This window comes from Agrobacterium sp. BT-220-3 (genome assembly GCF_025910175.1).
Classification (GTDB): domain Bacteria; phylum Pseudomonadota; class Alphaproteobacteria; order Rhizobiales; family Rhizobiaceae; genus Agrobacterium; species Agrobacterium oryzihabitans.
Window position 1 is genome coordinate 144029 of sequence record NZ_JAPAIX010000006.1, and the last position, 15767, is coordinate 159795.

The 15767-nt window shown below is 60.3% G+C and carries 15 protein-coding genes; 9 read left to right on the forward strand and 6 right to left on the reverse strand.

The annotated features are described in order from the left end of the window. Positions 1-10: 10 nt before the first annotated feature. A complete protein-coding gene (locus tag OK142_RS16965; RefSeq protein WP_498684060.1) occupies positions 11-2986 on the reverse strand; it encodes a PAS domain S-box protein in 2976 nt (991 codons plus the stop codon). Next, positions 2940-3452, reverse strand: a complete 513-nt coding sequence (locus OK142_RS16970) for a hypothetical protein (RefSeq protein WP_498684260.1) — start codon at positions 3450-3452, stop codon at positions 2940-2942. The genes OK142_RS16965 and OK142_RS16970 overlap by 47 nt, the downstream gene beginning before the upstream one ends. On the opposite strand from OK142_RS16970, the gene OK142_RS16975 reads away from it, so the two are divergent. From OK142_RS16975 to OK142_RS16985, 3 genes are all read left to right on the forward strand, one after another. Continuing rightward, positions 3352-4350, forward strand: a complete 999-nt coding sequence (locus OK142_RS16975; protein ID WP_082185124.1) for an ABC transporter substrate-binding protein — start codon at positions 3352-3354, stop codon at positions 4348-4350. The two genes, OK142_RS16970 and OK142_RS16975, sit on opposite strands and share 101 nt — an antisense overlap. A gap of 225 nt (positions 4351-4575) precedes the next feature. Continuing rightward, on the forward strand, positions 4576-5463 hold the full coding sequence (locus OK142_RS16980; RefSeq protein ID WP_082185125.1) for an ABC transporter permease: 888 nt from the start codon (positions 4576-4578) through the stop codon (positions 5461-5463). Continuing rightward, the gene (locus OK142_RS16985) at positions 5456-6517 is read left to right on the forward strand and encodes a quaternary amine ABC transporter ATP-binding protein (RefSeq protein ID WP_498684063.1); all 1062 of its coding nucleotides are present in this window, start codon (positions 5456-5458) and stop codon (positions 6515-6517) included. The genes OK142_RS16980 and OK142_RS16985 overlap by 8 nt, the downstream gene beginning before the upstream one ends. Here OK142_RS16985 and OK142_RS16990 read toward each other — a convergent pair. Beyond that, a complete protein-coding gene (locus OK142_RS16990) occupies positions 6509-7753 on the reverse strand; it encodes a TIGR03862 family flavoprotein (RefSeq protein ID WP_498684065.1) in 1245 nt (414 codons plus the stop codon). The genes OK142_RS16985 and OK142_RS16990 overlap by 9 nt on opposite strands. 52 nt (positions 7754-7805) lie before the next feature. On the opposite strand from OK142_RS16990, the gene OK142_RS16995 reads away from it, so the two are divergent. Genes OK142_RS16995 through OK142_RS17005 form a run of 3 tightly spaced genes read left to right on the forward strand, consistent with a single transcriptional unit; the run spans position 7806 to position 9750 of the window. Beyond that, positions 7806-8393, forward strand: coding sequence for an IMPACT family protein (locus tag OK142_RS16995; RefSeq protein WP_498684068.1), 588 nt, complete (start codon positions 7806-7808; stop codon positions 8391-8393). A gap of 53 nt (positions 8394-8446) precedes the next feature. Further along, a complete protein-coding gene (locus OK142_RS17000; protein ID WP_498684070.1) occupies positions 8447-9115 on the forward strand; it encodes a pseudouridine synthase in 669 nt (222 codons plus the stop codon). Positions 9116-9123: 8 nt separating this feature from the next. Then, positions 9124-9750, forward strand: a complete 627-nt coding sequence (locus tag OK142_RS17005; protein ID WP_313608568.1) for a class I SAM-dependent methyltransferase — start codon at positions 9124-9126, stop codon at positions 9748-9750. Here the strand turns inward: OK142_RS17005 and OK142_RS17010 are convergent, their stop codons facing one another. Beyond that, the gene (locus tag OK142_RS17010) at positions 9751-9936 is read right to left on the reverse strand and encodes a hypothetical protein (RefSeq protein WP_080838926.1); all 186 of its coding nucleotides are present in this window, start codon (positions 9934-9936) and stop codon (positions 9751-9753) included. A gap of 184 nt (positions 9937-10120) precedes the next feature. Here OK142_RS17010 and OK142_RS17015 point away from each other — a divergent pair, with 184 nt between their 5' ends. Both OK142_RS17015 and OK142_RS17020 read left to right on the forward strand, forming a co-directional pair. Further along, a complete protein-coding gene (locus OK142_RS17015; RefSeq protein WP_498684073.1) occupies positions 10121-11350 on the forward strand; it encodes a PQQ-dependent sugar dehydrogenase in 1230 nt (409 codons plus the stop codon). Between the two features lie 88 nt (positions 11351-11438). Next, positions 11439-12455 (forward strand): DNA topoisomerase IB, encoded by a 1017-nt coding sequence (locus OK142_RS17020; RefSeq protein WP_003498307.1) that lies wholly within the window; start codon positions 11439-11441, stop codon positions 12453-12455. A 3-nt stretch (positions 12456-12458) separates the two neighbouring features. Here OK142_RS17020 and OK142_RS17025 read toward each other — a convergent pair whose 3' ends face one another. Both OK142_RS17025 and OK142_RS17030 read right to left on the reverse strand, forming a co-directional pair. Then, the gene (locus OK142_RS17025) at positions 12459-13181 is read right to left on the reverse strand and encodes a response regulator transcription factor (protein WP_082185132.1); all 723 of its coding nucleotides are present in this window, start codon (positions 13179-13181) and stop codon (positions 12459-12461) included. 1 nt (position 13182) lies between these two features. Beyond that, on the reverse strand, positions 13183-14418 hold the full coding sequence (locus tag OK142_RS17030; RefSeq protein WP_498684076.1) for a GAF domain-containing sensor histidine kinase: 1236 nt from the start codon (positions 14416-14418) through the stop codon (positions 13183-13185). Between the two features lie 306 nt (positions 14419-14724). Here OK142_RS17030 and OK142_RS17035 point away from each other — a divergent pair, with 306 nt between their 5' ends. Next, the gene (locus OK142_RS17035) at positions 14725-15741 is read left to right on the forward strand and encodes an ABC transporter substrate-binding protein (protein ID WP_498684079.1); all 1017 of its coding nucleotides are present in this window, start codon (positions 14725-14727) and stop codon (positions 15739-15741) included. Positions 15742-15767 lie beyond the last annotated feature (26 nt).

Genomic DNA, 15767 nt, shown 5'->3' on the forward strand with positions numbered 1-15767 from the left:
GGCGGGCGGTCTACTCCCCGGCCGACGTCTTTGCCGTATGCGCCAGTTCGACGGCCGAGATGATCTGCTGTTCGTCATAGGGCTTGGTCAACAGCACAGCGGTTTCCGGCGCTCCTTCCGGCATATGGCTGTCACCCGTTGCAAAAACGACGGCCAGTCCCGGCTTGCGGCGCAGAGCCTCCACCGCCAGCTCGCCGCCCTTCATGTCCGGCAAACCGATATCGGTGACGAGAACATCGATATGTTCCGCCTCGATTGCTTTCAGCGCCTGTGCCGCATTTCCGGCCTCGACCACGGTGAAGCCGCTATCCGACAGCATCTCCGTCGAATTCATCCGGATCAGCTCGTCATCCTCCACCAGAAGCACACGAACCGGCCCGTTTTCATTTCCAATAGTCTTCGCAGGTTCGACGGCCTTTGAATGGTTCGATGCAGATGCCGACCTCCCTTTCACCAACGAAACCTGTTTGCGATTGGCTATGACGTGGCGGATGCGCCGCGCCAGCGCTTCGCGCGTATAGGGCTTGGAGAGAAGCTCAACCCCGGCATCCAGCTTGCCGCCATGCACGATGGAGTTTTCCGTATAACCGGAAGTGAAGAGCACCGCGAGATTTGGCAGCCGTTCCTGCGCCCGACGCGCCATTTCCCGGCTTTTCAAAGGCCCGGGCATCACCACGTCGGTGAAGATGACATCGATTGGAATGCCGCTTTCGACCACCGTCAAACCGGCCTGCGCGTCGCGGGCGGTCAGCACACGATAGCCGAGATCGTTCAGCGTCTCGACGACGGTGCCGCGCACCTCTTCGTCGTCTTCCACCACCAGGATCGTTTCGGTTCCACCTTCGACAGGGCCGGTCGGCATGACCACTTCCCTGTCCTCGTCGGCGGCGGAGCGCGGCAGATACATCTTCACCGTCGTGCCCTGCCCCACTTCGCTATAAATGTTGACGTGACCGCTGGACTGTTTTGCAAAACCATAGACCATCGAGAGGCCAAGACCCGTGCCTTTGCCCTCCGGTTTGGTCGAGAAGAATGGCTCGAACACCTTTTCCAGAATTTCCGGCGACATGCCCGATCCGGTATCGGTAACGGCGAGCATGACATATTGCCCCGCCGAAACCTCCGAGTGCTTGCGGGCGTAATCGCGATCAAGCACCGCATTGCCCACTTCGATCGTCAGCCTGCCATGCCCTTCCATGGCGTCGCGCGCATTGATCGCGAGATTGAGAAGTGCGTTCTCCACCTGGTTGGGGTCGGCATAGGTGTTCCACAAACCACCGGAAGTGATGACCTCCACCTCGATCGCCTCGCCGAGCGAACGGCGCAACAGATCGTCCATGCCTGTCACAAAACGGGCAATGTTGATGACACGCGGCTCCAGCGCCTGCCGCCGGCCGAAGGCCAGAAGCTGGCTTGCAAGCTTTGCGCCGCGATGGACACCCGCCAGCGCATTCTCCAACCGTCGCTCGGCGCGCTCATTGCCGGTCACATCCTTCGACAGCAATTGCAGATTGCCTGCGATTACCTGCAGCAGATTGTTGAAGTCATGCGCGACGCCACCCGTCAGCTGGCCGATGGATTCCATTTTTTGGGCCTGCTGCAGCGCCCTTTCGGTCTGGCGGCGCTCGGCGATTTCCGTCTCGACGCGCGCTTCCAGCCCTTCGTTGAGCTGGCGAAGCTGCTCTTCGGCTCTTATGCGGTGGCGGATCTCGCGTTCGAGATTGCTGGCATGTTCCTTCAGCGTATTTTCGGCGCGCTGCTGTTCGGTGATATCCGTGTGGACACCGACCCATTCGGCAATGGCGCCGGCCTTGTCGAAAATCGGAACGCCACGGATTGCAAAGGTGCGGTAGACGCCGTCATGGCGGCGCACGCGGTGCTCCCACACATAGGTCGTCCGCGCAGAAACGGCTTTTTTCCAGCTTTCCAGCGAGTGTTCCCTGTCGTCGGGGTGAACCGCCTCGACCCAGCCAAACCGCTGATAGTCGTCAAAGCTCTGCCCGGTCAACGCGGCCCAGGCCGGTTGCTCACCCAGCATCATTCCTTCGGCGCTGTTGGTCCACAGCACACCGTGCACGGCATCCACCGCGGCGCGGAAACGGTTGTTGCTGAGCACGATCTCCTGCTCGGCGCGCTTCCTCTCCTCGATATCGATGATCAGGACATAAATACCGTCGATGGACCCATCGGCGATATAGCGTGGAACGTAACGGATTTCGGCGGAACGCTTGCTGCCATCCGGTCTGCTGATCACGGTATCGGAAACAATCTTCTCGCCGCCGAGCGCACGGTCGAGATAGGCCCTGCGCGACTCGAAGAACGCCTCGCCGACAATGTCGGGAACGCTGCGGCCAATCACCTCGTCGGCGCTGCGGCCGAACCATTCCAGATAACCGTCATTGGCGAATTTATAGACATAGTCGCGATCGACATATCCCACCAGGATCGGCAGGGCATTAGTAAGTCGGCTTAGTTCCTTGCGGCTCTGTTCCAGCGCCTCGACGGCCCTCACCTTGTCTGTATTGTCAAGGACGGTGCAAAGGACACCGTCCACCGTGCCGCCCTCATTATAGATCGGCGTGTAGAACAGGTCGAAGATCACCTCTTCCGGGCGGCCATTGCGCATCAGCGTCATCGGCTGGTCGCGATAGGCCATGACCTCACCGCGAAAGCCGGCTTCCAGAATGCGGCTGTTCCAGTCCCATATTTCCGGCCAGATGCCGGGCACGGTTCCGCCCAGCGCCTGAGGATGATAATTGCCGGCGATTTCCGCATAGCCGTCATTGTAGATCATCACATGATCGGCGCCCCACATCAGCACCTGCGGAATGGGCGAATTGACGACGGAATTAGCCTTCTGCCTCAGATTTTGCGGCCAGTCGCTAATCGCACCGAGCGATGTCTTCGACCAGTCGAAGCCGCGCACAAGCTCACCCGTTTCACCGCCACCGATCGGCCATACCGGGGCAGCACGAAAATTGGTCATTCAATATCACCACAAAAAAAGAGACGAAATTTCCCGTAATACAGAACGGAATAAATGTCCAAGAAAACAGAAACTTCGTTTTATTGTTCCCGGCTTTTTCAGATTCCGGATAAGTTCCAGCCGTCACGAAAATGACTGCATGCATCACCAGCAAAGCGGCGGGAAAGCGGCATCCCCAAGCCGCAAATTTTACAGATGCGCCCGGTAAACGTGATGATTGATTGACGATTGCCATCCTCAATACGCCAGAAATTGCCGCAAACGGAACGACAACAAAGGAATTATTAAGCCTCAATACAAACGCTGACGGTCGCGGTGCCGTCCGCACCCGGGTCTCCGCCACACCGCGACCAGAGGGAACAAAAATGAAAATACTTTTGGGTGCCACAATTCTTTCCGCCGGCTTCGCCTTTTCAGGCGGCGTTGCCTTTGCCGCCGACTGTGGAAACGTAACAATCGCCAGCATGAACTGGCAATCCGCCGAAGTCGCCGCCAATCTCGACAAGCTCATTCTTGAAAAAGGCTATGGCTGCGCCGCCGAAATCGTCACCGGCGATACCGTGCCGACATTGACGTCCATGGCCGAAAAGGGCCAGCCGGACATAGCGCCCGAGGCCTGGGTCAGCCTGCAGCCGGAAATCGTCAAACAGGGCCTGGAAGGCGGCAAGGTCGTCGCAGGCGCCAAGATCCTCTCGGACGGCGCCGTTCAGGGATGGTGGATTCCGAAATATGTCGCGGACGCCAATCCCGACCTCAAGACCATTCCCGATCTCTTCAAACATCCCGAACTTTTCCCATCGCCCGAGGATAAGGCCAAGGGTGCCGTCTTCAACGGCCCGCAGGGCTGGGGCGGGACGGTCGTTACCGCCCAGCTCTTCAAGGCTTTCGGCGGTGAGAAGGCGGGCTTCACCCTCGTCGACACCGGCTCCGCCGCCGGCCTCGATGGCTCCATCGCCAAGGCTTACGAGGCCAAGCAGCCATGGGTCGGTTATTACTGGGCGCCCACGTCGCTGCTGGGCAAATATGAAATGGTGAAACTCGGCTTCGGCACCGAATATGACGCCGCCGAGTGGAAGCGCTGCACGTCCGTCGCCGACTGCGCCGACCCGAAGCCAAATGCTTGGCAGGTGGACGACGTGCAGACGCTGGTCAGCAAGACCTTTGCCGACCGCGCCGGCCCGGCCATGGATTATCTGAACAAGCGCGCCTGGACCAACGATACCGTTAACAAACTGATCGCCTGGATGACAGACAATCAGGCGACGGGCGAAGATGGCGCCAAACACTTCCTGAAGGAAAACGAGGCCCTCTGGACGGGCTGGGTTTCTCCTGACGTCGCGGAAAAGGTCAAGGCCGCCCTTTAAGGACGGCGCGACATATCTTTCCCGCAGAAGGCGTCCGCCAATGGCGGCGCCGAGCCGCATTGATGCCGGAAGGCCAATTGGCTTTCGTGGAGGCACGATGCGTCGGTTCGACAGAATAGAGCGTCCCGTCTGGCCTGGGAACAGACGTGCGGCGCTCTGGCGATTTTACTCCCGGAGCGCGGAGGAGTTGGGTCCCCGCCTCCGCTTCGTCATGGAGAACAGGATATGGATTGGCTTTTCAAATTTCCGACCATGAATGACGATGCCCTGCGTGCGCTGAAGAAAGTCATCGACGAGGGTTTCCGGGCATTCACCCGAACCTATGGCAGCGCGATAGAAGGGCTCTTCACCCCCCTCCAGAGCTTCCTCATCTGGGCGGAAAGGCTTTTGATCGGCGCGCCCTGGCCGGTCGTTATTCTTATTGTCGGCGTGCTTGCCTGGTTCGCCAGCCGCAGCGCCACCATTGTTGCGCTGTGTTGCGGTATCCTGTTTGCCATCGGCTGGTTCGGCATGTGGGAAGACACGATGAAGACGGTCTCGATGATTTTCGTCTGCGCCGTTCTGTCCATCGTCATCGGCCTACCGATTGGCATCGCCATGGCGCGCTCCAACCGCCTGCAGAATGTCGTCAATCCCATTCTCGACGTCATGCAGACGATGCCGAGTTTCGTCTACCTCATTCCCGTTGTCATGCTGCTCGGCATCGGCCGCGTGCCTGGTGTTATCGCCGTCGTCATCTACGCCATTCCGCCGATGATCCGGCTCACCAATCTCGGCATCCGCATGGTCGATCGTGACGTTCTCGAAGCCGCCGACGCTTTCGGATCGTCAAAGCGCCAGAAACTCTTCAAGGTGCAGCTGCCGCTCGCACTTCCCACCATCATGGCTGGCATCAACCAGACGATCATGATGGCGCTTGCCATGGTGGTCATCGCCTCCATGATCGGCGTGCAGGGTCTTGGCCAGCCGGTGCTGAAGGCCATCGCCAACCAGTATTTCACGCTCGGCGTATTCAACGGGCTTGCCATCGTCGGCATCGCCATCATCTTCGACCGCATCAGCCAGGCCTATGGCCTTCGACTGCAAAAACACCGGGAAGTGGCGCATGGCTAGTCAATCGATCGAAATCCGCAGCCTCTACAAGATCTTTGGCTCCAAGGCGGCGGACTATGTCGACGCCGTGCGTGGCGGCATGTCCAAGACGGAACTGAATGCCAGACACGGCCACGTGCTCGGTCTTCGCGATATCAGCATCACTATGCCCGGCGGCCAGATCACCGTGATCATGGGTCTTTCCGGCTCGGGCAAATCGACGCTGATCCGCCACGTCAACCGGCTGATCGACCCGACGGCCGGGGAAATACTCTATGGCGGCACCGATGTCTGTCGCCTCAACGAAGCGGAACTTCTGGAATTCCGCCGCCACAAGACGGCGATGGTGTTCCAGAAATTCGGCCTGCTGCCGCATCGCAACGTGCTGCAGAATGTCGTCTACGGGCTCGAGGTGCAGGGCGTCGACAAGCGCGAGCGGGAGGAAAGGGCCGATGTCTGGATCCGGCGTGTGGGTCTGGAAGGTTTCTCCAGCCATTATCCGAACCAGCTTTCCGGCGGCATGCAGCAGCGCGTGGGTCTCGCCCGGGCTCTGACCAACAATGCCGAAATCCTGTTGATGGATGAAGCCTATTCGGCGCTTGATCCGCTTATCCGCGTCGACATGCAGACGGTGCTGCTTGAATTGCAGAAGGAACTGAAGAAGACCGTCGTCTTCATAACCCATGATCTTGATGAGGCGCTGCGGCTCGGAGACAAGATCGCCATTCTGCGCGACGGCGAAATCATCCAGCAGGGCACGGCCGCCGAAATCGTCATGTCACCGGCAGACAGCTATATCGAAGCCTTCGTGGAAGAGGTCAATCGCGGCCGGGTCATCCGTCTTGGGGCCATCGTCCAGCCGGAATTTTCGGGTCAGTCGCGTCTTCAGCTTGCTGCGGATATGACGGTCGAAGAGGGCCTGCGCGCACTCGTCAGGGAAAATGTCGCCAGCGCCACGGTCATCAGCGAGAACGGCAAGGCGCTTGGTTCCGTCACCACTGATACCATCATGCGCTGCCTCGTCAGGACCACGCCGGGTTCGGAAACCGGCATGGCGGAACGGCTCTCAGGCTGAGCGTTCAAGCCAGGCGTCCATGCCCTTGGCGGCGGCCTTGCCGGTGGCGAAACAGGCCGTCAGCAGATAACCGCCGGTCGGCGCTTCCCAGTCCAGCATTTCCCCGGCGGCAAACACGCCGGGGAGCCTTTTCAGCATGTAATTTTCATCAAGGCCGCCCCAGACGATACCGCCGGCCGATGAAATCGCCTCGGCAATCGGCCTTGGCCGCAAAAGCGGAATTTCCGCATGTTTTATTCTTGCGGCGACCAGATCATCCGGCATGGCCGCTATATCGGGAAAGATTTCCCGTAGAAGCCCAACCTTGACGGCGGAGAGGCCACCAGCCTTGCGCAGGCGGTTTGCGAAACTTTCCTTGCGGCCGAGCTTTGCCAGATCCAGGCTGAGGCGCTCCACGGTGCGCCCCGGCGCGAGATCAACGACAAGCGAAGCCTTGCCCGTCTGTTCCAGCCGGTCGCGCAATGCAGCGGAATGGGCATAGATGACGCTGCCCTCAACCCCGTTCTGCGTCACCACGAACTCGCCCTGAAACGCACCTGCGGCAGAAATGGTGATGACGGATTTCAGCGCCTCGCCTGCAAAACGTTGCCGGAACACATCGCTCCACTCGACATCGAAACCGCAATTGGCAGGTCTGAACGGGTCAAGCGCCACGCCCTTTGTCGCCAATGCTGGAACCCATGCGGCATCGGACCCCAGACGCGGCCAGCTTGCGCCGCCGAGCGCCAGGAGAACGGCATCGGCCTTGACGGCAACCTCGCCCTCGGGTGTTGCGAAAACCAGCCCATCGCCTGAAAAACCCGTCCAGCGGTGTCGGGTCCTGATGGTCACACCCTGCGCTTCCAGCCGGACGAGCCATGCCCGCAACAGCGGCGAGGCCTTCATGACGGTTGGAAACACCCGGCCGGAGGTGCCGACGAAGGTTTCCTGCCCCAGACCCTGCGCCCAGTCGCGCAACATGTCGGGCGTGAAATCGTCAAGCGCCGCGCGCAGTCTTGGCCCGGCTTCGCCAAAACGATTGACGAAACTGCCGTAGTCTTCGGCATGGGTGATGTTGAGACCGGATTTCCCGGCCATCAGCAATTTGCGCGCCACGGTCGGCATCGCTTCGAACACCGTCACGACATGGCCTGTAGCCGACAGCACTTCGGCCGCCATCAGCCCCGCCGGCCCGCCGCCGACAATCGCGACCCGCCTTGCTTCCTTCAAAACCCGCTCCATCGCCATCTTAGCCATCGTGGCCTTATACCGATTTCCGTGACTGAATATATGCGATATTGAAACGCGCATGTTCACGCTCGATCGACCCGTCACCTTTTCGCAGGATATCAAGAAAAGCCGCTTCATCGCCTTTGCAGCACCCGTGACCGGTGAGGAAGACGCGAAAACCTTTCTGGCGGCGCATTCTGATGTCGATGCAAATCACAATTGCTGGGCCTGGCGGACCGGTCAGACCTATCGTTTCAGCGATGACGGCGAACCTTCCGGCACTGCCGGAAAACCAATCCTTCAGGCAATTGATGGTCAGACGCTGGACAATGTCGCCGTTCTCGTCATCCGCTGGTTCGGCGGCATCCTGCTCGGCAGCGGTGGCCTCATGCGCGCCTATGGCGGCACGGCGGCGGCCTGCCTTCGACTTGGAGAAACCTCGCCGGTCATCGCCTATGTCAGCGCGACGCTGAGCTGCCCCTTTTCCGATCTGGCTCTGGTGAAATCACGCCTCGCCGCCACACAGAATCTGCGGGTGGAAAGGGAGGATTTCACCGGCACCGGCGCGGATATGCTGCTTTCCATTCCGGCGGAGGAGGCGGAACGCCTGACACGGCTCATCAGCGATCTGACCAGCGGGCGCGTCAATCTTGATATTCCGGACTAATATCATGTGGGTCGGCATCTGGCCCGCTGCGCGATTTATGCTAAGGAAGCGCAATGTCATCTGAGCTTTCCAACCCCGTCTATCATCCGCCGCTCGAACCGTGGCTCACTATCGTCAACCGGGATGACGATCTGCTGGTGCTCGACAAGCCGAGCGGGCTTCTGTCGGTGCCGGGGCGCGATCCGGCGCTGTCCGACAGTCTTTTGACGCGTGTGCAGAAACAATTTCCAAAAGCGCTGATGATCAACCGGCTGGACAAGGATACCTCCGGTATCGTGCTGATGTCCCTGAACCGCAAGGCGCACGCTGCTGTCGCCGCCCAGTTCGAGAACCGCCAGACGCGCAAATCCTACGTGGCCGTCGTCTGGGGAGAGCTCGAAGGCGAAGAGGGTGAAGTGGACCTGCCGCTCGCGATCGACCCGGAAAACAAGCCCCGCCACCACGTCGACCATGAAAATGGCAAGCCGGCGCAAAGCCTGTGGCGCGTGCTGGAAAGATTGCCGCTTCCCGCAACGAGGCTCGCACTTACCCCTCTCACCGGCCGCACCCATCAATTACGGGTGCATATGAAGGCTCTCGGCCATCCGATCCTTGGCGATGAATTTTATGCCGAAGGTGAGGCGCTTGCCGCCGCGCCGCGCCTGATGCTGCATGCCGAGGCGGTGGGCTTTCGCCACCCGGATGGCCGTGACGTCACCTACACCGTGCCCTGCCCGTTTTGAGGCCTGCGATGAAAGAACAAGACGAAAGCTTCGTGGTGGACTTTGTCGGCGGTGCGGTCGGGCACCGTTTCCGCTCCGGCGAGGGGCGTGGACAGGCCCTGCCGAAAGCCGCAGGCTTCACCAAAGGCCGCACCCCAAAAATCGTGGATGCCACGGCAGGGCTCGGGCGGGATGCCTTTCTGCTCGCATCACTCGGCGCGGAGGTGACGTTGATCGAACGCTCGCCGGGCATGCATGCCCATCTGGCGGACGGCATTCGCCGCGCATTGGAGGCCGGCGGCGCCTATGCGGAGGCCGCGTCGCGCATGACGCTGCTGCAGGGTGATTCAAGGCACCTGCTGAAAGAACTTTCGCCGGAAGTGGTGATTGTCGACCCCATGCATCCGCCGCGCCACAATACGGCGCTGGTGAAAAAGGAGATGCGGGTGCTGCGCGAACTGGTGGGATCCGATCCCGATCAGGTGGAACTTATGGAGGCGGCGCTTGATAATGCAACGAAACGGGTTGTTCTTAAATGGCCCCTGCGCGCCGAACCTATGCCGGGCATTCGCAAACCCTCGCATCAGATAATGGGCAAGAACACCCGTTATGATGTCTTCATGATCTTCGGAAAATCAGTCGATCCCGAGGAATGATCAGCGGAAGTTGGGCTTGCGCTGCGCATTCATCAGAAGTTCGTGCCGGGATGCAAACTCGCCAAACAATTTTCTCAGCCGTGTCTCCTCGGCCTTGTCCAGTCGGTAACGGCGACAGAATTCTGCGACATTGAGGATCGGTTTGGTTCTGTTCCCGTCTATGGTCTTGTTATCGATGATCTGCATGGCGCCCTCCGTATAACCAGAGGGAAAACGTGGATGCATGATTGCGGTTCCCTACGAATTCGTACGGATGATAAAAGAGGCCGCCGCCTGCACACGAACTCATCAAGTTTTCTTGAAGCTATCGCAAGAAACGAAATCCTCCCCAAATGGTTTGTGCCTGACGCAAACGAAGGAAGGGAGACCCATGTTCCGCAACAACCGATTTCTGAGTTCGACGATGCTATTTGCGCTGCTTGCCGTACCGCTTGCTGGCGCCGCCCACGCACAGACCGCCCCGGCTGCCGAGACGAAACGGGCCAATGCGCCGGATCAGAAACCGGCTTTCGAGGGTCAGACCCGTGCGCCACAGGCCGCAACCCAGCCGGACGTCGAAAAAACCGTCATTGCCGAGGGCCTGCCACATCTCTGGTCGATGGAATTTCTGCCCGATGGCCGCATGATCGTTGCGGCCAAGGAAGGCCCCATGCATATCGTCGCCGATGGCAAGGCCGGCCCCGCCATAGAAGGCGTGCCGGAAGTCGCCTCTGCCGGACAGGGCGGTCTTCTCGACATAGCGCTTGCGCCGGATTTCGAGACATCGCGCACCATCTTCTTTTCGTTCTCCGAACCGCGTGACGGCGGCAATGGCACCTCGGTCGCCTCGGCAAAACTGACCGAGGAAGGCGGCGCGGCCAAACTTGAAAATGTCGCGGTGATCTTCCGCCAGATGCCGACCTATGATGGCGACAAGCATTTCGGCTCGCGTTTGGTCTTCGGGCCGAATAACGAGCTTTATGTCACTGTCGGCGAACGCTCCGATGCGACGCCGCGCGTGCAGGCGCAGGATCTGTCCAGCGGCCTCGGCAAGGTCTTCCGCATTGATGCGCAAGGCAAAGCCTTCGAAGGCAATCCCTTCGCCGGCCAGCAGAATGCCCTTCCCGAGATATGGAGCTACGGCCACCGCAACCTGCAGGCGGCAGCATTGGACGGAGAAGGCAGGCTCTGGACCGTGGAACACGGCCCGAGAGGCGGCGATGAACTGAACCTGCCGAAAGCAGGCCTGAACTATGGCTGGCCTGTCATAACCTACGGCATCGAATATAGCGGCAGGGCCGTTGGTGAAGGTGCCACGGCCAAGGAAGGCATGGAGCAGCCGGTCTATTATTGGGACCCGGTCATCGGCCCCTCCGGCATGGCGTTTTATGAGGGCGACCAGATTCCCGAATGGAAGGGCGCCTTCATCGTTGGCGGTCTGGTGAGCCAGGGCCTCGTCATCCTGCATCTCGACGGCGACAAGGTCGCGACCGAAAGCCGGCTGCCGCTCGAGGCGCGCATCCGCGACGTGAAGGTCGGTCCGGATGGCGCGATCTATGCCGTGACCGAGGAGCGGGGCGGCGGCGAATCCCAGATCCTGAGGATCGCCAAGGCCGGTTGATAAAAACGGATAATCGACACGACAGGCCGCCGGAACGAAGGCGGCCTGTTTTTCGTTTGCCGCAGCGTGAAACCTGCCGGAAAAAACGATGCCACAACCAACCACCCGCCTTCTTGCCAAAATCGGACTTGCCTATGTCAACGATCAGGAACCGGGGATAGCCCGAGAAAAGCGCGGGCGCGGTTTCTGTTACAGGCTGCCGGGTGGCGAACTCCTGTCGGATAGCGTTGAACTGAAGCGCATCAAGTCGCTCGGCGTACCACCTGCCTATAGAGACGTCTGGATATGTATCGATCCCGCCGGGCATTTGCAGGCCACGGGCTTCGATGCGCGCGGGCGAAAGCAATATCGTTACCATCCCGACTGGCACGCCATGCGGGGCGAGACGAAATTCTTTCAGCTGAAAAGCTTCGGCAAGGCGCTGCCCGCCATCCGCCGTCGTGCCATTGCCGATATTGAAAGGCAGGATCATGGGCAGGAGATGACGCTGGCCGCCCTTACACTGCTTCTTGATGCAGCCTATCTGCGCGTCGGCAACCGCTCCTATCTCGAAACCAACGGCACCTATGGCGCAACCACCTTGCTCAAGCGGCACGTCTCCTTCGGTGAAACCATCGAGCTGCGGTTTGCCGCAAAGGGCGGGCAAAAGGTGAAGCGCCAGCTGCGCCACCCCCGCCTTCAGAAAATCCTCGAAGAAATCGCCGATCTGCCGGGCAAGGAGCTGTTTGTCTGGCAGGACAGCGAAAACCGGGTGCACTCCGTCGATTCAAGCGATCTCAACGCCTATCTTTCCCGCATTGGCGGTCAGGGCATCTCCGCCAAGACCTTCCGCACCTGGGGCGGCACCCTGGCCGCCTTCTGCCATGCGATGGAGCATGTGGCAGCCGGTGAAAAACCCAGCATCAAGGGCATGTGCCAGGCAGCGGCGATCGAGCTTTCCAATACGCCCGCCATCTGCCGCAAGAGCTACGTCCACCCTGCCGTTCTCGATATCGCGACGGAGGAGAAGGCGCAGAAGAAGCTTGGCCGCATCCTGAAGGTTGGGGCAAAACCCGTTTCCGGCCTCAGGGCCGATGAAAGACGGCTGCTTGCCTTCCTGCCCTGACGATCAGCGGCTTCCCGCCCATTCCGCCAGTTCCCGCTCGGCCCTTTCGAGAGCGCTATAGTTCAAAAGCTTTCGCAGGAAGGCAACGGTGACGGCACGGGTCCGCAGATTATAGCGACCTTCCGCCTCGTCATCGCCGGCCGCCTGATGCACATTGAGCTTCTCATACAGGCTTTGCAGACGGTTCTGCACGCTGCGTAGCGACAGGTTGCGGCGGCGCGCAATCGCCTTGTCGGTGAGGCCAAGCGCGACATCGACAAGGATTTCATATTCGGAATCGGTAAAGCCATGCGCCTTGCCGAGGCTCTTTTCCTGAAGGCCGCGCACTTCACGGTCGATCACGCATTGCGCCTCGATGAAGATGCTGCGCAGCGCCAGCCGCAACCGGTCGTCGGAGGCTGATTTCAGCACGTAGCCATAGGCGGCGCCTTCCGGCACGATACGGGAGACCCCACGCACATAGGCCTCGTCGGAATAGTTTGACCAGAACAGGATGCGGGTGTCCGGCCGCTCCTTCCAGATGGTGCGCGCCGCCTCTATGCCGTTGCGCTCGTTCATCTGTAAATCCATGACGATATGGGCGGCGCGATTTTCCCGCGCCAGCTTTTCGCCGGTTCTGCCGTTTGACGCCTCAAGAACCTTGTCGCATTCCGGCAGGGCGGCTCGCACCGCCTCATTCAGATAGGCACGGTGCAGCGCATCGTCCTCGACGATCAGCACATCCATGTCACAGGTCCTCCCGCCGGTCGAAAGCATCTTCCGGCAATGTGACGGTGATGCGGGTTCCCGCTCCCGTGCCATTGCCGCCAATATCGAATCTGGCTGAAATCAGCCGCGCCCGCGTCTTCATATTGCCGATGCCGAGGCCACCGGAGGCCCCGCCTTCGCCGCCGCCGCTGCCGTCATCGCTGACCGTCACCCGCAAGCCACCGTCTATTGCGGTCAGTTTCACGGCAATCATTTCGGGCTGGGCATGGCGAATGGCATTGTTCACCGCCTCCTGCACGATGCGGAACAGCGAGATGGCCACCGTCTTGTCCAGCCTTTCCACCAGCCCGTCCGTCTCATCCGTCACCGACCAGTCGATTGCCGATCCGCTATCGCGCACGGAACGGTCCACATAGGTCTCGATAGCCTCAACGACGCCGAACAATTGCAGGATCGAGGGTTTCGCCTCCTCGATGATCTCGCGCAGATCCTGCATGCAATGCTGCAGGCTGCGCACCACCGGCTCCAGCATCTCGCCTGACAGGTCGGGGGTATGACTCATGCGCTCGATGCGCCGCGCTAGCCGCGTCAGGTCCGCCAGCGTCTGGTCGTGCAGATCCATGCCGATCCGCTGCCGCTCGGCTTCCAGCGCCTCTGTCAATTGCAGCGCGCCGAGACGCAACCTCTCTTCGCGGGCATTGGCGCGCGCTTCCTCGATGGCGGAGCGTTTGGCCTGCTCGGCGGCGCGGATGGCGTAGAAATAGGGCGCCAGCAGATCGGCGACCGCGCGGGCATTCGCCACATCCTCCATCGTATAGGCATCCGACTGGTGGGAGGAGCAACTCAGCGCGCCGATGATATCGCCATGCACCTTCATCGGCACATGCAGGCGGCTATGCAGGTTGAGTTCGATGATCGGGCTTGAAAACGACCCTTCGAAATGAAAGCGCGGATCGGAACAGGCGTCGCCGCTCAAAAGATACTCGACCTCGCCTGACAGCAGCGAACGGATCGGGCTGCCGGTCAGAAGGGCGGGCGGCTGCCGGCTCCAGGCGCTGACGAGACCGCTCTCATAGGCGATGTGATATTTGTCATCCAGCTGCTTGATGCAGACATCCATATGATCATGCGGGATGATATGGCTGATCTCGGTTGCGACCGCCTGGATGATGGCATTAAATTCTAGCTGCCCGGCGAGCAGCCGCGAAATACCCATATAATGGTGGAAAAGAGCGCTTTTCGGCGTATCCAGCATGTGCGGACGCCCTCCCAAGCGTCTGCCTTGTCGACCTCTGGCGGCGCAGTTTCGACATATCAGAACGCCGCATTACCATTCTGCGCCCGGCAAGGCCATTTCGTCCTGCGGGTTCCCGCATGCTTTCTGCGGAAACCCGCAGGAAGATTGCCGTGATCCGCCTGTACAAGCCAAACCTTCTTGGTCATTCTCGCTTGTACTGGGGAAAGGAGCTCCAGTGCAAAGGAATTCCGTCTGCCGCCGAGGAGATTGCGACAGACAGGTGTTTCCGGGCTCGAAAAGGGCAAGCCACCAGGGAGGAAATCAATGGCTATCAGGAAGATGCTTCTGGCGTCGGCCGCTGTCGCATGCGCAGCTTTGCCGATCACCGCTCATGCCGATACGTCGGCCAAAAAAATCGCGCTTTCGAACAATTACGCAGGCAATTCCTGGCGTCAGGCGATGCTGACGAGCTGGGACAAGATCACCAAACAGGCGGTTGCCGACAAGCAGGTCGCAAGCGCCGACGCCTTCACCACAGCCGAAAACCAGGCGACCGAACAGGCCGCGCAAATCCAGAACCTCATTCTTCAGGGTTATGACGCGATCGTCATCAATGCCGCTTCACCCACCGCCCTCAACGGCGCGGTGAAGGAAGCCTGTGATGCCGGCATCACCGTCGTGTCCTTCGACGGCATCGTCACCGAGCCCTGCGCATGGCGCATCGCGGTCGATTTCAAGGCGATGGGCGAAAGCCAGATCGACTATCTCGCCAAGGCCATGCCGAAGGGTGGAAACCTGCTTGAAATACGTGGCCTTGCGGGCGTTTCAGTGGATGATGAAATCCACGCCGGCATCGCCGCCGGCGTCGCCAAGAACCCGCAGTTCAAGATCGTCGGTTCCGTCAATGGCGACTGGGCGCAGGACGTCGCGCAGCGCGCCGTCGCCGGCATTCTGCCGAGCCTTCCGGAAGTCGCGGCCGTCGTGACGCAGGGCGGCGATGGTTACGGCGCGGCACAGGCTTTCGCCGCCGCCAAGCGCCCGACACCCACCATCGTCATGGGTAACCGTGAAGACGAGCTGCAATGGTGGAAACAGCAGAAGGACGCAAGCGGTTACGAGACCATGTCCGTCTCCATCGCTCCCGGCGTCTCGACGCTCGCTTTCTGGGTGGCGCAGCAGATCCTCGACGGCAAGGACGTGAAGAAGGACCTGACCGTGCCTTTCCTGCGCATCGACCAGGGCAACCTTGAGGAAAACCTGAAGACGACCCAGAAGGGCGGCGTAGCGAATGTGGAATATTCGCAGGAAGACGCGCAGAAGGCCATCGCGTCGGCCAAATAGGCCGGATCAGCCCAGAGCCTGACTAT

What these genes read in the sequence shown, in the direction of transcription:
- OK142_RS16965 (WP_498684060.1), bottom strand. Translation starts at nt 2,986, where the DNA reads ATGACCAATTTTCGTGCTGCCCCGGTATGGCCGATCGGTGGCGGTGAA.
- OK142_RS16990 (WP_498684065.1), bottom strand. Translation starts at nt 7,753, where the DNA reads ATGGCTAAGATGGCGATGGAGCGGGTTTTGAAGGAAGCAAGGCGGGTC.
- OK142_RS16980 (WP_082185125.1), top strand. Translation starts at nt 4,576, where the DNA reads ATGGATTGGCTTTTCAAATTTCCGACCATGAATGACGATGCCCTGCGT.
- OK142_RS17025 (WP_082185132.1), bottom strand. Translation starts at nt 13,181, where the DNA reads ATGGATGTGCTGATCGTCGAGGACGATGCGCTGCACCGTGCCTATCTG.
- OK142_RS16970 (WP_498684260.1), bottom strand. Translation starts at nt 3,452, where the DNA reads ATGCTGGCGATTGTTACGTTTCCACAGTCGGCGGCAAAGGCAACGCCG.
- OK142_RS17020 (WP_003498307.1), top strand. Translation starts at nt 11,439, where the DNA reads ATGCCACAACCAACCACCCGCCTTCTTGCCAAAATCGGACTTGCCTAT.
- OK142_RS17015 (WP_498684073.1), top strand. Translation starts at nt 10,121, where the DNA reads ATGTTCCGCAACAACCGATTTCTGAGTTCGACGATGCTATTTGCGCTG.
- OK142_RS16975 (WP_082185124.1), top strand. Translation starts at nt 3,352, where the DNA reads ATGAAAATACTTTTGGGTGCCACAATTCTTTCCGCCGGCTTCGCCTTT.
- OK142_RS17035 (WP_498684079.1), top strand. Translation starts at nt 14,725, where the DNA reads ATGGCTATCAGGAAGATGCTTCTGGCGTCGGCCGCTGTCGCATGCGCA.
- OK142_RS17005 (WP_313608568.1), top strand. Translation starts at nt 9,124, where the DNA reads ATGAAAGAACAAGACGAAAGCTTCGTGGTGGACTTTGTCGGCGGTGCG.
- OK142_RS16995 (WP_498684068.1), top strand. Translation starts at nt 7,806, where the DNA reads ATGTTCACGCTCGATCGACCCGTCACCTTTTCGCAGGATATCAAGAAA.
- OK142_RS17000 (WP_498684070.1), top strand. Translation starts at nt 8,447, where the DNA reads ATGTCATCTGAGCTTTCCAACCCCGTCTATCATCCGCCGCTCGAACCG.
- OK142_RS17030 (WP_498684076.1), bottom strand. Translation starts at nt 14,418, where the DNA reads ATGCTGGATACGCCGAAAAGCGCTCTTTTCCACCATTATATGGGTATT.
- OK142_RS16985 (WP_498684063.1), top strand. Translation starts at nt 5,456, where the DNA reads ATGGCTAGTCAATCGATCGAAATCCGCAGCCTCTACAAGATCTTTGGC.
- OK142_RS17010 (WP_080838926.1), bottom strand. Translation starts at nt 9,936, where the DNA reads ATGCAGATCATCGATAACAAGACCATAGACGGGAACAGAACCAAACCG.